The 16,177-nt window shown below is 54.8% G+C and carries 15 protein-coding genes; all 15 read right to left on the bottom strand.

Annotation, left to right across the window (positions count from 1 at the left end):
* Positions 1-62: 62 nt before the first annotated feature.
* The gene (locus VN577_10135; GenBank protein HWR15178.1) at positions 63-449 is read right to left on the bottom strand and encodes a hypothetical protein; all 387 of its coding nucleotides are present in this window, start codon (positions 447-449) and stop codon (positions 63-65) included.
* Positions 449-4,354, bottom strand: coding sequence for a hypothetical protein (locus VN577_10130; protein HWR15177.1), 3,906 nt, complete (start codon positions 4,352-4,354; stop codon positions 449-451). The genes VN577_10135 and VN577_10130 overlap by 1 nt, the downstream gene beginning before the upstream one ends.
* A 10-nt stretch (positions 4,355-4,364) precedes the next feature.
* Positions 4,365-7,055 (bottom strand): phage tail protein, encoded by a 2,691-nt coding sequence (locus VN577_10125; protein ID HWR15176.1) that lies wholly within the window; start codon positions 7,053-7,055, stop codon positions 4,365-4,367.
* A 2-nt stretch (positions 7,056-7,057) separates the two neighbouring features.
* On the bottom strand, positions 7,058-7,507 hold the full coding sequence (locus VN577_10120; GenBank protein ID HWR15175.1) for a hypothetical protein: 450 nt from the start codon (positions 7,505-7,507) through the stop codon (positions 7,058-7,060).
* 2 nt (positions 7,508-7,509) lie between these two features.
* The gene (locus VN577_10115) at positions 7,510-8,376 is read right to left on the bottom strand and encodes a DUF2163 domain-containing protein (GenBank protein HWR15174.1); all 867 of its coding nucleotides are present in this window, start codon (positions 8,374-8,376) and stop codon (positions 7,510-7,512) included.
* A gap of 4 nt (positions 8,377-8,380) precedes the next feature.
* A complete protein-coding gene (locus tag VN577_10110; protein ID HWR15173.1) occupies positions 8,381-8,641 on the bottom strand; it encodes a hypothetical protein in 261 nt (86 codons plus the stop codon).
* A gap of 52 nt (positions 8,642-8,693) precedes the next feature.
* Positions 8,694-9,323 carry a DUF2460 domain-containing protein gene (locus VN577_10105; protein HWR15172.1) on the bottom strand — a complete coding sequence of 210 codons (630 nt, stop codon included), beginning with the start codon at positions 9,321-9,323 and terminating at the stop codon, positions 8,694-8,696.
* Positions 9,323-11,914, bottom strand: a complete 2,592-nt coding sequence (locus tag VN577_10100; GenBank protein ID HWR15171.1) for a hypothetical protein — start codon at positions 11,912-11,914, stop codon at positions 9,323-9,325. Before VN577_10100 ends, VN577_10105 begins: the two co-directional genes overlap by 1 nt.
* Before the next feature lies 1 nt (position 11,915).
* Positions 11,916-12,110: a hypothetical protein gene (locus tag VN577_10095; protein ID HWR15170.1), complete on the bottom strand. Its 195-nt coding sequence runs from the start codon at positions 12,108-12,110 to the stop codon at positions 11,916-11,918.
* A gap of 59 nt (positions 12,111-12,169) precedes the next feature.
* On the bottom strand, positions 12,170-12,562 hold the full coding sequence (locus tag VN577_10090) for a hypothetical protein (protein HWR15169.1): 393 nt from the start codon (positions 12,560-12,562) through the stop codon (positions 12,170-12,172).
* A gap of 89 nt (positions 12,563-12,651) precedes the next feature.
* The gene (locus tag VN577_10085; GenBank protein ID HWR15168.1) at positions 12,652-13,392 is read right to left on the bottom strand and encodes a hypothetical protein; all 741 of its coding nucleotides are present in this window, start codon (positions 13,390-13,392) and stop codon (positions 12,652-12,654) included.
* Between the two features lie 80 nt (positions 13,393-13,472).
* Complete coding sequence (locus VN577_10080) at positions 13,473-13,916, bottom strand: hypothetical protein (protein ID HWR15167.1); 444 nt, start codon at positions 13,914-13,916, stop codon at positions 13,473-13,475.
* A complete protein-coding gene (locus tag VN577_10075) occupies positions 13,916-14,368 on the bottom strand; it encodes a hypothetical protein (GenBank protein ID HWR15166.1) in 453 nt (150 codons plus the stop codon). Before VN577_10075 ends, VN577_10080 begins: the two co-directional genes overlap by 1 nt.
* A gap of 644 nt (positions 14,369-15,012) precedes the next feature.
* Positions 15,013-15,915: a hypothetical protein gene (locus VN577_10070; protein ID HWR15165.1), complete on the bottom strand. Its 903-nt coding sequence runs from the start codon at positions 15,913-15,915 to the stop codon at positions 15,013-15,015.
* Positions 15,915-16,145 (bottom strand): hypothetical protein, encoded by a 231-nt coding sequence (locus tag VN577_10065; protein HWR15164.1) that lies wholly within the window; start codon positions 16,143-16,145, stop codon positions 15,915-15,917. Before VN577_10065 ends, VN577_10070 begins: the two co-directional genes overlap by 1 nt.
* Between the last annotated feature and the right edge of the window lie 32 nt (positions 16,146-16,177).

Here is a 16,177-nt window from a genome sequence, read left to right as displayed (position 1 = left end):
TTCGCTGAGGCAGCAAAAAGCCCCGGCTTTTTTGCCGGGGCTTCCATATTTTGTGCTGACTACTAGCTCAGAGGCTCAACTCGAAGATCGAGCCGATACGCGAAACTTCCGCTGCCTCCGGACACAGTGGTCGAATACGTGATGCTGTTACCACCAGTCGCCCAGAGGACAAAGTCCCCGGCGACTTGTGTACCCACAGCAGCGGTCAGCGACAAGGCTGACGTAGTTTGGCCGAGCCCCGAGTAACCGTTAACGACAGTGAGAGTCACGGTGCCGCCCGTACCTGTGGCGCTGGTCATCAGCACATACGAGACCCGATACATGCCAGTAGTCGGCATTGCGTACAGAGTCGTGCTGCCGATGCTGGCTGTTTGATTTGTTTTCGTCGCCGTGCCAACGACGTTTACTCCACCGGAAGCCGGGGCGATGCCTGCATAAATGTCACTCATTAGTCGTATACCTCGCTATAGCTGATGCTCTGCGTACCTGACGCAACAATGGCGTAGACCGCTGAACTCGTCGGGAAGCTGACGAACGATCCTTTGGAGCCAAGTAGTAAGTCGCCTGTCGATGTGGTCACACCGCTGCTAAAGCCGATGTAGACATCCGTCGTGCCAAGATTCGTGATTTTGATACTGCGTCGAGTCGCACGAGCCGACACAATAGAAGTTGCCGTGGTTGCGATGGACACCTGACCGCTTGCTCCGTTTGCCGCACCAGCATTGGTCGAAGCGCCCGTGGGAAGATTGAAGTTCCACGTTCCCGTCTGTCCAACATTCCACGCTCCGCTCTGAGCGACGTTCAGGGTGGAAGAAGCAAGGATGTTCACGTACTGAGCAGAGTTAGCGTCGAGACTGATCGCTTTCAGCAGGTTTGATGGGTTGAGACCCATTGCGACCGTACCAGTCGGAGTAGAGTTCGACGTGGACTGCGCATACTGTGTGCCACCGCCGAACGACGTGATCTGGTTGCCGGAAGCATCGACAATGGCGACATGCTGCGCTTTGGAATTCGTCAACGCAGCGATGGTTGCCGTGTTAGTTCCATCAGTGATCTTGATCGGCCAAGCGTTGGCTACTGTTGCCGGGCTGCCCTGACCCACGCTGCCGTTGACGGCAACATTGAGTTGACCCGACCCGTTGAGCGATAACCCAACGAGGTTTCCGCTTTGGTTGCCGCCAATGTAGATTGCTTTACTCGGCACGGCGGCACTCGTGCTTCCTTCAGCGGGGTCGCTGAAAGTAGTAGAGACAGTGCCGGATACCGTGACTGGAATACTCGATTGATCCGAAGCAATGCAAACGGGCAGGGATGCCGACATGAAGCCTTGTCCAAGGCTTACGGGTGTACCGCCAAACTGACTCAGGTTCACAGTTTGGTTGCTTGGGAAATTGCTTACGGAAACCGATCCGGTTACCGTGACGGTGCCTTGCTGAGCAACCTTCAGGTTCTTCGAGGCGTCGAGACGAAGCGCATAAACGCTTGCCCCGTCGTATCCCATGTTCACGACACCAGTTGGGGTTCCAACCGGAGTTGCGTCAGAGTATTGTTGACCACTCGCGCCGATGACACGCAGAGCGCCAGTGCCATCTGTCGTGAGCAACACTTGGTCGCCTGTTGTGTAGGTCGTTCCAGTCGGGGCAACAACAGCAGGCAGCACGCCGATGTTGTTCGCAACGGGGACTGCATTGTTGTTGGTGAGGTTGCCGACAACCGCTGGAAGAGACGAAACACTGACAGGTTGAGCGGATGGGAAGACAACCGTAGCATTGAGGTTTGCTGCGGTGGGTTGTGCAACCGTGACTGCGTTGGTGATCGATGTGAGCGTTCCAACGTTCCATGTTCCGCTCTGTGTAGCTGCAATCGTGCCTGATACAGACACCGATCCAGAGACCGGAACCGTGTTGTTGACCACCACATTCAGATTCGATGAGGAATCGAGTGTGAGTCCAACTAAGTTGCCACTCTTATTGCCCCCGAGATAGGTCGCCGAAGCAGGAACCGCTGCTGCTGTACCACTGACAGACGGATTGGTTGCACTAATTGACCACGCACCCGATTGAGTAACGGGGATGCTGGTGTTCTGTACGGTGACAGAAGTGACTGGCAGAACCAAACGTCCCTGACTATCGACCTGAATCGGGTAGGTGGTTCCGGTCGGAACGCCAGAGGAATATGTGGTGCCGCTGCCGACCATGCGCACGTTTCCGCTCAGGTCAGTTGAGAGAGCGACCGACCGCCCAGACACGTAGGTCGGGGCACTGGTCGTTGCAACTGCCGGAAGAGTCTGCAAGCATTCGTTGTTCGCCGCCGTTGAGTTGCTTGTCTTCGTACCTGCAACACTCAACGTTGAAGCAAGATTAGTGACATACGCTTTCAGTCCACCACTTGACGCATCGACACTCAGAGGCTCAACGGTGCCATCACTTGAAAGGCCCAACATAGTCTGACCTTTAAGAGCAGGCTTGTACGCCATGAGGATCGTATCGGCGACAAAGACGTTGGCGCTCGTTACCGAGTACCAGCTAATCGCTTCTGTGTTGCTGGACGGCAAATAGCAGTCAGCAACCGCAATTGCCGTATAGGCATCCGGGTTGAACTGCTGACGGATGGGCGTTAGCGAACTGTAGCTGTCGATGGCGCTGGCCAATGTCAGTGGAACGCTTCCGCCGTAGGTTGTTGCCCATCCAGTGTCTCCCGTGCTGTATGAAGCGTGGGTGAAGTTGAACGTCAGCGTCGTGGACGTAGCGCCCGTTAAAGTGACCGTCTGACCGTTCAGGAACGTGGCGTTCGTGAAGTTGCTCAGATGCACAGTTTGACCGGACGAGAAGGTCATCCCCGATCCAGTCAGGGTTGCTACGTTCGAACCGTTGATTGAAACGTTCGTGATTGTGCTGTGCGGGTACTGAGCATTGACGAAGCCAATGAACTCAGCCGGGCCTGCGGTGATCGAAGGGCCGACGACATCCTGTTGACTGCCGGATGTGGATGACGTTGTGCTTGTGTAAAACTGAATACCTGCGGCTTGGAGCACGCCTAAATTCTGGTACTCAAAGTTCATCGTGCCCGGCAAGCCAGTCGGCAGCAGGTCGTGCTCCTGTGTGATTACGCCGTAGTAGACGATGTAGGTGCCATTGCCACCGACATAGCCGTTGACCTTGGTATAGAGGTTACCTGCGCTGTCATAAAGCTCGTTGGCATATCCGCTGAGACCGGAACCTTTCGCTGCGACGATGATGGATATTACGGCGTTGCCCACTGTCAGTGTCTTCGTGAAGCTTGAAGCACCATACGGCGCAGCTTGCACCAAGATTGGACGGAAGACGTTCGTGCTCGTGTACTGATATTGCCACGGCAGGGTGTTGATCGTGTTGCCTGCCTGATCCAGCAGGATCGTGTTGACCGCTTTCGTGGCGCTCGTGCCGAGAGCCGTGACCGGGCTCACAATCGTGGATGCGGTTGAGAAGTTGTTGATACCTGTAGACTGCGATACTTCGTAACCGAGGCTTGGTGCGCCTGTCCATCCTGTGGTCGTGTAGATGCGAACATACGGGAAGCCCGTTGTGTTGAGACGCACCGCGACCAAACCACCACCGCCGACGTTGTATGGCGAGGCGTTGATTTCATCCGTGGTAAGTTGTGTGGTCTCGAAGGTGATGTCATTCGTCAAAACTTCGAATGGCATTGCAATGAAATTACCATTGTCCGTCGATCCCTGAATCTCGATGACACCGCCTGTACCCAACACCCCCGTGGCGTCGAAGACGATGATCAGTGTCGTGTACTTGAACTGGTTGTTGATGATGAGATTGCTGCTGCCAATTGACTGACCCTGCGTACCGCTGTTAACGACACCCGTTGTCTCAGTGAAGACCGCGCCCACCGTGACCGTCAAGTCTTGGTCGGATGCGATTGCCACAGGGATCGAGTTCGCCATGGTCTTCTGACCAAGCGTGGTGGCCACACCACCAACTTCATCCAGACTGATACTCTGGCTTCCACCCGCTGTTACCGCTGCGGTATGCGTGCCATCCCAAAGTTGAATCTTGGAATCGTTCGCAACAGTGACACGAGGGATTCCGGAGCCGCTTGCCCCCGTCCCCGTTACAACGGCGTTGCCGCCAAACTGCGAAATGTTTGTCACCCATGGGCTGGTGCCCTGATATACAAGACCAAGCTGACGCCCTGCCCGGTCGCTAACATCGACAGTCCCACTCATGCTGACAACCACCGGATGCCCGGACACGCCGATTGCCTGTGTGCCGTCAGTCAACGTCACGTACCACGAATCACTGAAGCTGATGCCTGTCCCTGATCCGCCACTGCCTTGTTTAATCTGCTCAAAAAAGCTCATGATGCCTCACTTACAAAATGTCCCAATTGCTGGTTCCGTCGCTGATCAGGGTCACGCAACTGTTCTTGTAGTTCAGTACCAAGTTGCTCGTCCCTTCAATCGTGTCTCCACCTATCGGGTTAATGATTAGGGTGTTCGAGTCCGCCGAAACCTTCTTAAAGATGATGATGTTGTTATCGTTCGTTCCTGCCGCAGGGAGCGTTCCCGTGACGGTGCTCGTGCCCGTGTTCACTAGGTTCACGTCCCAAGCCACAGTCGAAAAGTTCGATGTGCGGCTCTTTACGACGTAGCCGTTGCCAAGTTTTCTGGTTGTGCCATCGGCAATGTAGTCAAGCGTCTGGTTTACGTAACCCTGACTGAAATCCACCGAGGTCGGCACAACGACACCCGTACCTGAATTAACGGCTCCTTTGTAAACGCCGGGGATTGTGAACGTGTATGGCGTCACGCTGCCGAGCGACTGCTCACCCCCACCAAAGGAATTGAAAGACGTAAACTTCAGATAAATTGTCTTTCCAGCCCACGTGGGGTCGTAGTTGTAGCTCAGGACAGCGCCATCCAAAAAGACGAACTGCGCTCCGCTTGCATGCGAACCAATCGTGCTTCCGTAGACTCCTCGATGCAGCTTGGTTCCAAGGTTGTAGTGGTAAGCGGAAGTTAGAGTGGCCGTCTGATAGCTGATCAACTCGCCGTCCACCCAACAGAGAGTGCGGAAGTTGTCGCAGTCATCTACAGTGCCGGAACTCAACGTGCCACGACTCTGCGTCAGATCGACGGACAAAGTGTGGGTCGTGTCTGGATCGGAGCCCGATGCCAATGGGGCCGTCAGAACGCCCATACGAGCCGGACTGGAGATTGTTCCCCCTTCGATCTGCTTGTACGTCGTGCCATCGGGAGAAACCCAGACATTGCACCCACCCCAATTGGCGTTGGAGCCGGATGCGGCGATGATGATCTCGTTTCCGCGATACTCAGACAGGCGATCCGTAGCTTCAAAGATGATCGGCGTGTTGATGCTTCCCGGATCGACTCCCGTGTTCGGGGAGTAAGACGACGGGCTCTGTGCTGGATATTCGGTCGCGGTCGCCGTTCCCCATGGAAACTCTTCAGCCGTGATCTGGAGCAAGCCGTCTTCATCCTCTTCGATGGAGAGGATGCGAACGGGATACTGATTAAGCCCGAGTCTGGAATCGGTAACCGTGACCAAATCCATGGGCTCTAAAAGGATGTACTTGAGACCGAGCTTGAACTGCAACTGGCGAGTGATGTAGCAAGTGCGACGATTGATCGCCATTGCCACCTTCTTGCCAACGCCCGAGTCACAAATCTCATGCGCCGTGATTACGCTTTGAGTGCGAAGTCCGTTTACCTGAATGGCAGCGTCGTCTTTATCTTCGATGGGCAACGGGTTGTAAGAATTCGAACGGTCGAGGATTTCCAGTTTGCAGACGTTGTACTGTTCTTCCGGAGGGACGATGCTGATCGTGATCGGTTCCTCACCCGTATTGCAGATGAAATCCGAATCTGTCAGGTCATACACGGGAGTGGTGTTCGGGGTAAACGTCGCACCGTTACCGACAGCCGTGGTGTCCCCGTAAGGAATGAACTTCAGCTTGCCTTCACTCCACACGACTGCGGTGTTGGTCAGGCTGGTGATCTGGTTGATGATGTCTCCGGCTGTGGTCTGAGAATCGATCACGGGAGACAGGAACAGCCCATTCGCTACGCAGTAGTTGCTGTATTGCGTGAGGCTGCCCAAGTTAGCGGACGGGAATGTGGTTCCGTGGTATGGATTCGTGATGATGTCGTTGACCACATCCGCTGGATTGGCGTCAACGATGCCTGCCCCGAACTGCAACAGTCCGGCGACTTCATAGCTGTAGTTGGGCAGTGATGCTGAGCTACCAAGGTCGAATGCGGACGAGGCCACATAAGCCATGCCCGAGTAACCGAGGGCGCGGTCAGGATGCTTCGAGGACATGTAGCCCCAAGGCGCTTGGCCGAGGTCGCCCGTGAACAGAGATAAGCTCAGTTTGGTTGCTGGTGCAGAGGCATCGCCGGAAGAATCCGGGACGCTATACACATAATTGAGAACGACTTGCTTGCCAGCGTCGGCAGCAGCAAAGGTATATGTTCCCCCACTCGCGCTGTATTGACCTGCCGCAGGAGCGGAAGCCACATACCGCAAGGGAACCGTCTGTGTGCCGGAGTAAAGCCTTGATCCGTCAGAGCCGTAATCGTTGGCTGAAAAGCTATAAGGCGAGTAATATCCAGCGCCTTCATCCACGTGGTACTGACCGCTGCTCGGGATTGTCGGGGTGTAGCTCCCACCGCCGACCGGAATCGTATAGGTGGAGCTTCCAGAAACCAACGCCAGCTTGCCCTTGGTGTCCCACACATTTTTAAGTGCGGTGATCGGGCCTGCGCAGATACCGATTACGCATGCAGCTTGATAAGTGTAGGTCGTTGTGGTCGTGGTCTGTCCACCACCGCCCCCCTTGCCTCCTGTGCGAGTGGTAGAAGTATGAGGAATGGGAAGGAAGTCCGTGTAATCAAGCAGCTTGCCGGAGACACGCTGCTGACCATAGACCAGCGTTTCTGCCGAACCGAAGTTCGCAGTCTGCACGCGGATCGCAGACAGGATCGTCTGCTGCTGTGCCAGTGGTGTACTCTTGCCGCCTTTTCCTCTACTGAGTCCCATCGCTATTCCTTACACTTCTTCAGCCGGAAAAATCGCCGAGGGCGTCCAGCCAGTTCCTTGTTCTTCAGAAAATCTTCTTCAATGACGCAGCGTGCATTCATGTAGGCATGCACGACGTTGGGCCATCCCGTCACGATTCCCCCATGAGCGAAACTGCGTCCGAACTTGATGACGACGATGTCGCCCGGCTGCACTTCGGACTCCGGAATCTCTTCGGCGTACCGGAGGATGTTGTCCACGTAACGTTCATCGTCTCGATGGAGATGCCAATCCGGTGGGTAGTATTCGATCTCGACACCCGCGAACAGTTCGGGGAACACTTTTTCGTACACAGCCTTCAAGATCATGGCGCAATCGACACCCGCACCCTTGACCATCGCCATGTGGGCATACGGCGTTCCGATCCATGTACGGGACTCTTCGATAACCGTTTTTGCTTCTGCTGGAGTCATGCTTAAATTCCTGCCTCTGGCTCCGGAACGAACGGGAAACCACCGAAATGAACGAGGTTGCTGAACTTGGTATTGCAAGTGGTTTGCAGCTTGTCGCATCCGGGATATGCGGTGAACGTGTCACCCGCCGTAGGAGTGAAGCCCATGTTCTTTACGGGGCTCAATGCCGATGTGGTGTTGTCGCGGATCGAGAACCAGTGTCCGTTCATGAGGCCGGACGTGAACTGTATTTTCCCGAGGGCGAAGTAACTGGCTGCCTTACCATGGCTGGCATTGATCTGGTTCGCCGTAGAGCCCGACAGTACCGTGCAGTTGACTGCGAACGACGCTTGGTTGAGCGTGCAGGCTGAGTCGAACAAGGTAAAAGGACAAGACGGCTGGATTACGTTGCGAGGCACTTGCTGATTCAGTCTGTTCGTCAGCGCGTTGACCGTGAACTTGGCTGAGGATCGACCGATTGAGTCTGCTCCACCAACCTCACCAACAAACTCCACCACCGTGCCTGCGGACGTATCGCCGGGGTTGAGCATGATCGCTGTCTCCAGCGTCAACGTTGCTCCTGTGAATCCACCGCCAGCGATGAACCTAATAAGGGGCGTACCGTCCGGCATGGTGTTCGTGTCGGAGGCATGCAGTTCAAGATTTAGTGTTGTGACCTTCACCCCGATCTCGGAGGTCAGTCTGTTACGGACGAAGTTCGGAGGGCCGGGAAGGAAAGTACGTGCGTCGGTCGTCGTTATCTGATTCGGCCAAGACGTGTACTGGAGCGTTCCGTAGCCGTTCAGAAGGACAATCGTCCACAGATCGGCTCTGTAAAACTCAGCGTTGTTGGCCAAATTAGCGATTAACGTGCTTGAAGCGGTCTTCATTGAGTTACTTCGTGCGGTTTCTCACGAGCTTGAATGTGATCGTGGTGATGGTGTAATCGTCCCGTACCGATTCTTCGCTCTGGCCCACGCTTTGAAGGCACAGGAACTCGCGGTCAACGGGGAACTTCGGGTCTTCAGCCGGGCTAACGTCGAGGTCGTCTGCGAGTCTTCGAAGCTGCTTAGCTACTTTGTGGCTGTCAAAACTGAAACTGAATGGCTTGTCTTCGTAGCCATCAAGGCAAATGTCTGTTGCGGTGAAACTCATATAGGGGCTCCTAATGTGGGGGTCTGTAGACGACAAATTTGCAAACTGTCGTTTACGTCGTGATTTGCAGGAAGGTGAGGGTCTGAAGTTCCCAAAGCTTGTTCTGCATCAAATTGAATTCGTAGCTGTTCTCCAAGAAACGGACGCGGTAGTAATAAAAGCCGCTCCACGTGATCACCGCGCCGTTCGACGGCGCTGAAGTGAAGGTCACGTACCCTGTGTTGTTTTGTAGGGTGTAGCCACTGCTTTGTAATACTCCCCCGACGTACAACTGGAAGGTTCCGGAGTCCACGGCATCGACCGACTCGCGGAAGCTGCCATACGTACGGCCAAGCTGGAATATCTTCGTGGTGCCGTCACCGTTCACCATGGCAGGGGCATTCGTCACCTGATGGTCGTTTCCGTCCCCGGTGAAGTTGTAGAGGTCGATCAGGAACGAATCGAAGTTGCCGCCACGTGCGAGGAAGAAGCTTTCGATGGTCGATAGCTCAGACAGACCGCGTGATCCGTCTTGGCGAAGAAACTCGAAATTGCATTCGAACTGGTATTGTGGCTGCGTTGTGACAGCGACACGGACTTCATTCCGGAGATTGGCCGGAGTCTGGATGATGTTGTTGAAGAATGGTTTCTTCTTAACGTCCCATGCCAGACCGGGCACCTGTGGGAAGAATGAATTGCTCATTACATGCTCCCCCGGAACTCGCCGTTCTTCACAGCCTTCTTGAGTTTGGTAACCATGATTCGACCGAGCACATCGCCGTGCGTCTCGAACATCTGCTTAACGCTCGTGCCGTCATATGCCTGAATATTGAGGGTGGTGTTCGAAGTAATCTGCTGATCTCGTCCACCGAAAGTCCCTTTTGAAAGCATTGCCCTCATCGGGTTTGAGATTTCAGCCGGGAGAACCGTCTCGTTCTTATGTAGCTGGAATAGCTGATCGTCCTGAACCAGAGCGCCCTTCTCGGCGAAGCCGTAGGACGAATAGCCAGCCGCAGCCGCAGCCATCGACATACCGAAAGCAGGAGCGCCCATATCAATGGGCCACGGCGCACCAGCGAATGACGCTGTGCCTTTAGCACCCGCCTCTGCGGATGCTGCTGCAATCGCCGCTTCAGTTGAAGAGGCATCCAGCGACCGTTTGAACAGGTGCATGAATAGCCAGTTAGCGACCCACTGCACGCCCATCTGGACGAGCATGTCCACGAAACTCAATAGGATGTTAGTGAACATGTTCGCCATGCCCTGTGCGAACGTCTGAGTGCCTTGGATCATGCCCTGAATGGTGCCGCTGAATCCTCGGCTGATACCGTTGAAGAAGCTGTTCCAAGTCTTCTGCTTGTCGAGAACAAATTTCTGATCAAGCTGCTGAGACTTCTGACGCCACTGCGCTTCAAGGGCAGAGATTTTGTTCTTGTTCTTCAGGAACTCGTTTGGGTAATCCGGGCTCAGCTTGTTGAGCAGGTCGCGCTCTTTCTCTAATGCCTGAAGCTGCGCCTGATACTCTTCATCAAGCGCCTGCTTCTGCATCGCTAAATGTTTCTTGGAGTTGATCTGCCCGAGTTGGAGTTCGAAGTCAGACTGTTGACGCTTCGCGTCGGCTGCTGACTTGGCAGCGGCAAGTTCGCCTTCTGCGGTTGTCTGAGCGATCTGCTGCAAACGCTTGGCGGCATCCTGAGCGTCTTTAACTTCCTGCTCGTGGAGTGCCTTCTCAGCCTCGACCTTAGCCTTCTGAAGTCCCTTGTAAGCCTCGGTCTCGGTGCCACCAATCGCCTCGACCTTTTTCATCGCATCGTTGATCGCGTTGATGCGTTGCTGTGTGCCTGATTTTGTGGCTTCAATCTTGAGCCGTTCGTCTTGGTCTACGTCTTTGAGGTATTCCTTGTCCGCCGCTTTTTCAGCTTCCCGGAACAGGTGGGATACCTGCTTGTATAGTTCGGTGCCTTCTTTGACCTTCGAGAGTTTGCTCTGCCAGAATTGCGCTTCCGCTTCCTTGCTCAACTCGTGGAAGGTGTCTTCATCGTCCTTCTTCTGCTGAAGTTCCTGTTGCCACTGCTGTAGGCGAGTATCCTTACCCGCACTTGAAGCACCGCTGTCATCAGCGAGTCCGAGCTTGCCGTCCTTCGGGCGTTGTGACGGCTTGGCCCATAGCCGCTGCTGGCTCTCATCGAACTTCACAGCGGAGTCGGTCATGTCATCGAGAGCGGCTTTCCAGCTACCCTTGATGTTGTCCGCAGCCTGCGATGCGGCTGCCTTTGCTCCGCTCCAGTCAAGATGAGCTAAACGCTCCAGAGCCTTCGCAGAGCCCACCACTCCGTCATAAAGCGTGAGTAGGAAGGCAGCGACCGTGTCGCCGATAACGACAATGCCGACCTTAAGCGCACCGAACCCGGTGAGCAGACCCTTGAGGGCGTAGTTGGTTCCTTCGATGAGGGGAATGGAAAGCGACTTCAACTGTTGTGAGAGGTCGTCCATCGCATCGTCAAACTCACGAGCAGATGCAACAGCTTCATCGTTGAGGACACCGCCGAGCGCGTCGGCGTTCTCCATTAGTTTCTTGATTTCGTCTGATCCGCCACGAAGGAACGTAGCGGCATCCACCCATCCACGACCGAACAGCGTCGTCAAAGCGTGGGCACGCTGAGCCGGAGATTCCAGCTTGTTCAGCGAGTCGGAGATTTTGAGCATGACTTCTTCAGGCGACTTCGATTTCAAGTCGGCCATCGACACGCCCAAACGTTTGAACGCTTCTTCCTGTTGCTGACCGCCGTTACGAGCCGCATCCATCGCGGCAGTCATCTTGCGAATAGATTTCTCTACGCTCTCCCACGACACGTCCTGACGGGCAGCGACGTACTGCATCTCGGAGAGCGACTTGACCGCAATGCCTGTAGCGTCAGAGAGGTTTCCAATTTGAATCGCGGATTCGGCGGCTTTGTGGGCCATCTCGCCCAACATGCCGACGACAGCACCAGCACCGAGAACAGCCGTGGCTGCACCGAATGCATTGAACCCGCCCTTGGCAAGGTTCGCTGCCTCCGCAGTCTCGACCAACTTCTCTTTCATCTCCGTGGTTGCCGCACTTACGGCAGTAGCACCCTCACGCACGGATGACGCGACTCCGCTCATGGCGGACGACACACTCTGGCGCAACCGTTGCCATGCGCTTTGCATGGACTCAGTGTTTCTCTGAGTGTTGGTAGCAGTAGCATCGAACGACTCATTTACTTGTCCGAAGTCTGCTGTTGCCCGTATGTCTAGTTGATTGTCGGCCATGTTACGTCTGCTTTATTGGGAACATCGACGCCAGTTCGTTGAACTGTTCGTCTGTGATTTCTTTGCTTTCTGGCTCTTCGCCGCCCATCTTGAAGAACGCTTTAACGAGGATGTGAGCCGGAGGAGTTTCCTTCCAGTAGTCGAAAAGTGCGGCTACTTCGCTGTACTCCAACTCGTCTATTTCCCGTGCATTCATTCCGGTCGAGGCTTGGATGTGGCTGTATATCCACCCCCAATTGGGCTGTCCCTCTCCGGTTACTTTTCCCCCGGCTTGAGTGCCCGGTAGCCACTGCCGCCCATGATCGAGATCGTCACGGCAGGCAGGACGGCAACGTCCAGCAGTTCGGTCACGTCGTCGGAGGTCAGGCTTGGGTAGTTGCGCTGCAAGGCAGCGGTGATGATCGGCAGAGCCGCGAGGAAGATTTCCTCAGGCGGGGTATCGCTTGTCACCTTGGATAGCTGCTGCATCTGCGAGGCATACTTCACGAGATGTTTAACTTTGAGCGCGGGGACGGTAACGTCCACACCGCACAGCTTGAACAACTGTCCTTCAACGGGAGGCGCAGGCACAGCTTTGATCTTGTTTGTCGCACGCACTTCGGCGGCAATGTCTGCATCAGAAAGGCATTCGATTACTTCGTTAGACATAGGTAGGTTTCCTGAGATGAATTGAGGAACGCCAGATCGGGTTCCGGAAGGTGGTAGGGGCTACTTGCCGTAGCCCCTTGAAGGATTAGTTATTCGCTGAGATCGAGGTACCCGATGTTGTTTGAGGCATCGGCGAAAGCTGAGCCGTCAATTTCGGGGATCATGTAGTCGTCCTGCTTGGTAGCGAAGGCCAACTTTTCTGCACGGCAGGCATTCAGCGTCATGCTGAGGTTCTGCCCCTTGTAGGCGTTTGTCAGCGTCATGCTGAAGATCGGCCCGAAGCCCATCAAGTGGTTCGTGATCGGAATACGCATACCCACGCCAGTTGCAGCGTTGTACGTGTAGTTGATCAAAACAGCCTTGCCAGTATCCGCAGCGGCAAACGTGTAAACGCCAGCCGAGACGCTGTACTGACCCGTAGCGGGAGCCGAAGCAACTTTGACAAGCTGGTGTCCGGTCGAGACATCAACGACGCCCTTATCCTCGACAAACTTTGCGGAATTCGCAACGGTCACGGTGAAGGGGCTTGCCGGAATCGCAGCCGCTTCGTCAACGGCGACGAGGTTCATCGGAGTCGTCATCGTCTCGGCGAAGAAGAGATCGTTGAAGAGTTTGCCGTTAATTTGGGCGAACTTTGCTTTCCACGTGATCTTGGTCTTGCCACGAGCCGTGTCAACCGGGTACTGGTACTGACCGAACAACTGCTTCGAGTCGCCAGAGAGTTCAACTGAAATGTCTTGTAAGAACCCGAACTTCATCGGCGTCGGGTTGGGTGCAAGGTTGCCTGCGTTAGGCGTTCCAAACAAAGTGCCGTTAGCAAAGTAGATCATGTATGAATCCTTCCGCCACCTAATTGGCGTCAGTTACTCATACGGTGTTGCGGAAGGAATGCAGGGATTTAGGCAGAGGCTTAAGCAGGCACGATGATCTCGACAGGCACAACAGCCCAGCCACGGTTAAGTAGGACGCCTCCATCTGTTTCAACCTTGCCGTTGATGCGGGTCTGGGAGACCAATCCACCTAACGTCTGCGGCCCTCTGATGGTGGGATCAGGCTGGATGGCATTCTCGATGGTATCGAGCAATGGGTTCAGCAATTGGGCCGGTACCATGTCCTCTCGGTCGCCGCCCGTGTCCACGTAGATCACTACCTCAACATTCAGGTGCCATTTGATGGGAATGCCTCGGCCATTGACCTCTGGCTGCTCGTCTTTCTGGCACATCATCATGGCAGGAAAGCTGGTATCGCCGATCTGGCTGATGGGTACATATTTGCGGTCGGTGAACTTCCAATCCGCAAGGCCGTTCAGCAGCGTGAAAAGTGCGGCGTAAATGTCTTCTCGTGGTGCGTTCATTATGATTCCTTAATAGCCCGTTGTACGGCAGCGCGTAGCCCGTCCATGATGCCGGGGGTGCTTTCCCGCAGCGTGCTCCGCAAGAAGCTGCGCTCCGAAAACGTGACAGTGTGAGATTTCACCAGATGTCCTTTACGCAAGTGCGCCCGGACGGTATAGCTGCCGCCGTACTCGTGGACAGCGCCATATTTGCTGGCTGCCGGATCGGTGCTGACGATGCCTGTAATGCTGGTCTCAGTCTGCGTGACGCTGTAATGCTGGCTTCTACGCAGAGTTCCTGTCCGGTTCTTCAGTACCTGACCGCTCAGTTTTGTCGCCACTACCCGGTCGCGGAGCATGATCATCTGCCGCTCCATCTCGCGCAGCAGTTCCACGACGACCCTACGGCCCGTATTCCGGATGTAGCTGACAACCCGCTCATTCGACCCGTTGAAGCTTACTTCGATGGACATTGGGGATACCGTCTGTTTCTAGCGGAGTCGCGCATTTTCTGCCGGGTCTCTTCTGAAATTGGTGGACGCGGGGTAATTGCCCAACGCATGCGGAGAGCAGCCGCCCGACGTTCCACTTGTTTCCGTGGTTGTTTTCTGCCCGTCAAGGCAGCAGAAATTTTGGCAGCGACTTCTGGGCGGGTAGCTACGTTGTGAAGCGTTTGGTACTCACTGAAATCTGGCCGTGGAACTCCAACCCTTGATGCACGCAGTTTCTTGGCGTGTTCTGCTGATAGCTTCCCGCGATGCCCACCCCGCCTTTGGTTGTAGCCTCGTGTCCGATCCATTGACCGAAATGACAGAATGTAGAAATCCTCGAAATGATCCAGTGAAGCCTTGTCCGGTGCTTCTGCAAGAATCTCAAACGTAAATTTGTCCCTGCCATACTTTCGAATCGCTTGATAGAGATACTTGCCCCATTTCTGCTTTGATCGAACTGAACCCAAATGCTGGTATTTCCAATATCGCTCAGGGGTTCGTGTTGTTTGGCCGATGTATACCTTCCCATTCACCATATTGGTGATTAGGTACACCCACCCATAAACAGGAGTTGAGGGAGTCAAAAACATTCGAAATATCGCTTCGTGTTGCATATTGTTTAATACTTAACGACGGCGAACATATTGGTCTAATACGTTCCTAGCGGTGTTTGGCACATCATCTTTGTCAAACTGTGTCGTCTGTCCATCAGCGGTGATGGAATCTTGCCCGATGAAATCACGACGCTTGAGCCAACGAGCGCATGCATCGAGGCATGCCTGCTCTAGCTCGGCAGGGATCGAGGTCAAGCCTGCCGTGTAGGTCAAGCTGACGTTCTGGATGCCTCGGTCGAAGCAGTAGCCACGCAGGTAGACGGTGGAGTCGTCAAAGACATAGCCGCAATGCTTGTCGTCGAGTGCGGCAGGAATGGTGGTGCCGTTCACTGTCAAACTGGTCACCGCAGTGATCGGTGAGGTTGGAAAAGCAAACCTCGGACACAGCATGAAATTGCCAGTACCATTGAACTTTTGCGTATATGGCTGGCTGAGAAACGCTGTTCGATTACATTCGTTCTTGGCGTAAGCCGTGAAGTTGCTGATCAGCCGCAGGTACAGCAAATCCTTATCGCTGTGATCGGCCGGAATGTTGTACCAAGCCTTCAGCCGTGCAACCGTCGTCAGGTTGTCGGCTGGAACAACGGCATTCGCCGTGAAATATGGAACACGAGCCGCTTGTTCTGTGTAGTAATGAGCCCCATCAACAGATACCGCCGTTACCTGAAGAACGTAATCGCCGGGAGGAGTGGTGAAGCTCGACAGCACGACGCCTTGATAATTGCCCGGCTGCCCTGAAATATCGGTTACAGGAAGGCTTTCGATGCCCGAGACAATGGCTCCGCGCTCGTCCACGAGCGTGACCGTGACAGTCGCGCCAGTGACGGGATTGCCGCCAATAGAAAGGCCCGTCACTTGGACATACTGATCGTTCTTCGGTTTGATGATTGCGACTGTTGAATTTGTGGTTGCCATTAGTCCAGACTCCCCGTGGTTCTAACGCTTGTGGTGCTCATCCCTTCCTTCGTGCCAGCCGAGCCGGACGTGCTTTGGCGCACCCCCGCTGCTGCGGTGATTTCACGGGTGGAACTGACGGTGCCTGAGAGGATCTCCGTCATGCTCACACCACCGCGTTGATCAAAAGGGATTAACGACGGGTCGCCATAAGGGGCGAGGCCGAATTGGTTTTGTCCGTATCCGAGCATCTAGTTACTCATACGGCTTTTGGCGGCCAAAC

It is taken from the genome of Terriglobales bacterium, from assembly GCA_035561515.1.
Classification (GTDB): domain Bacteria; phylum Acidobacteriota; class Terriglobia; order Terriglobales; family Acidobacteriaceae; genus DATMXP01.
Note: the sequence above shows the minus strand (reverse complement) of the source record. Positions and strands in the feature narration are given on the sequence as shown.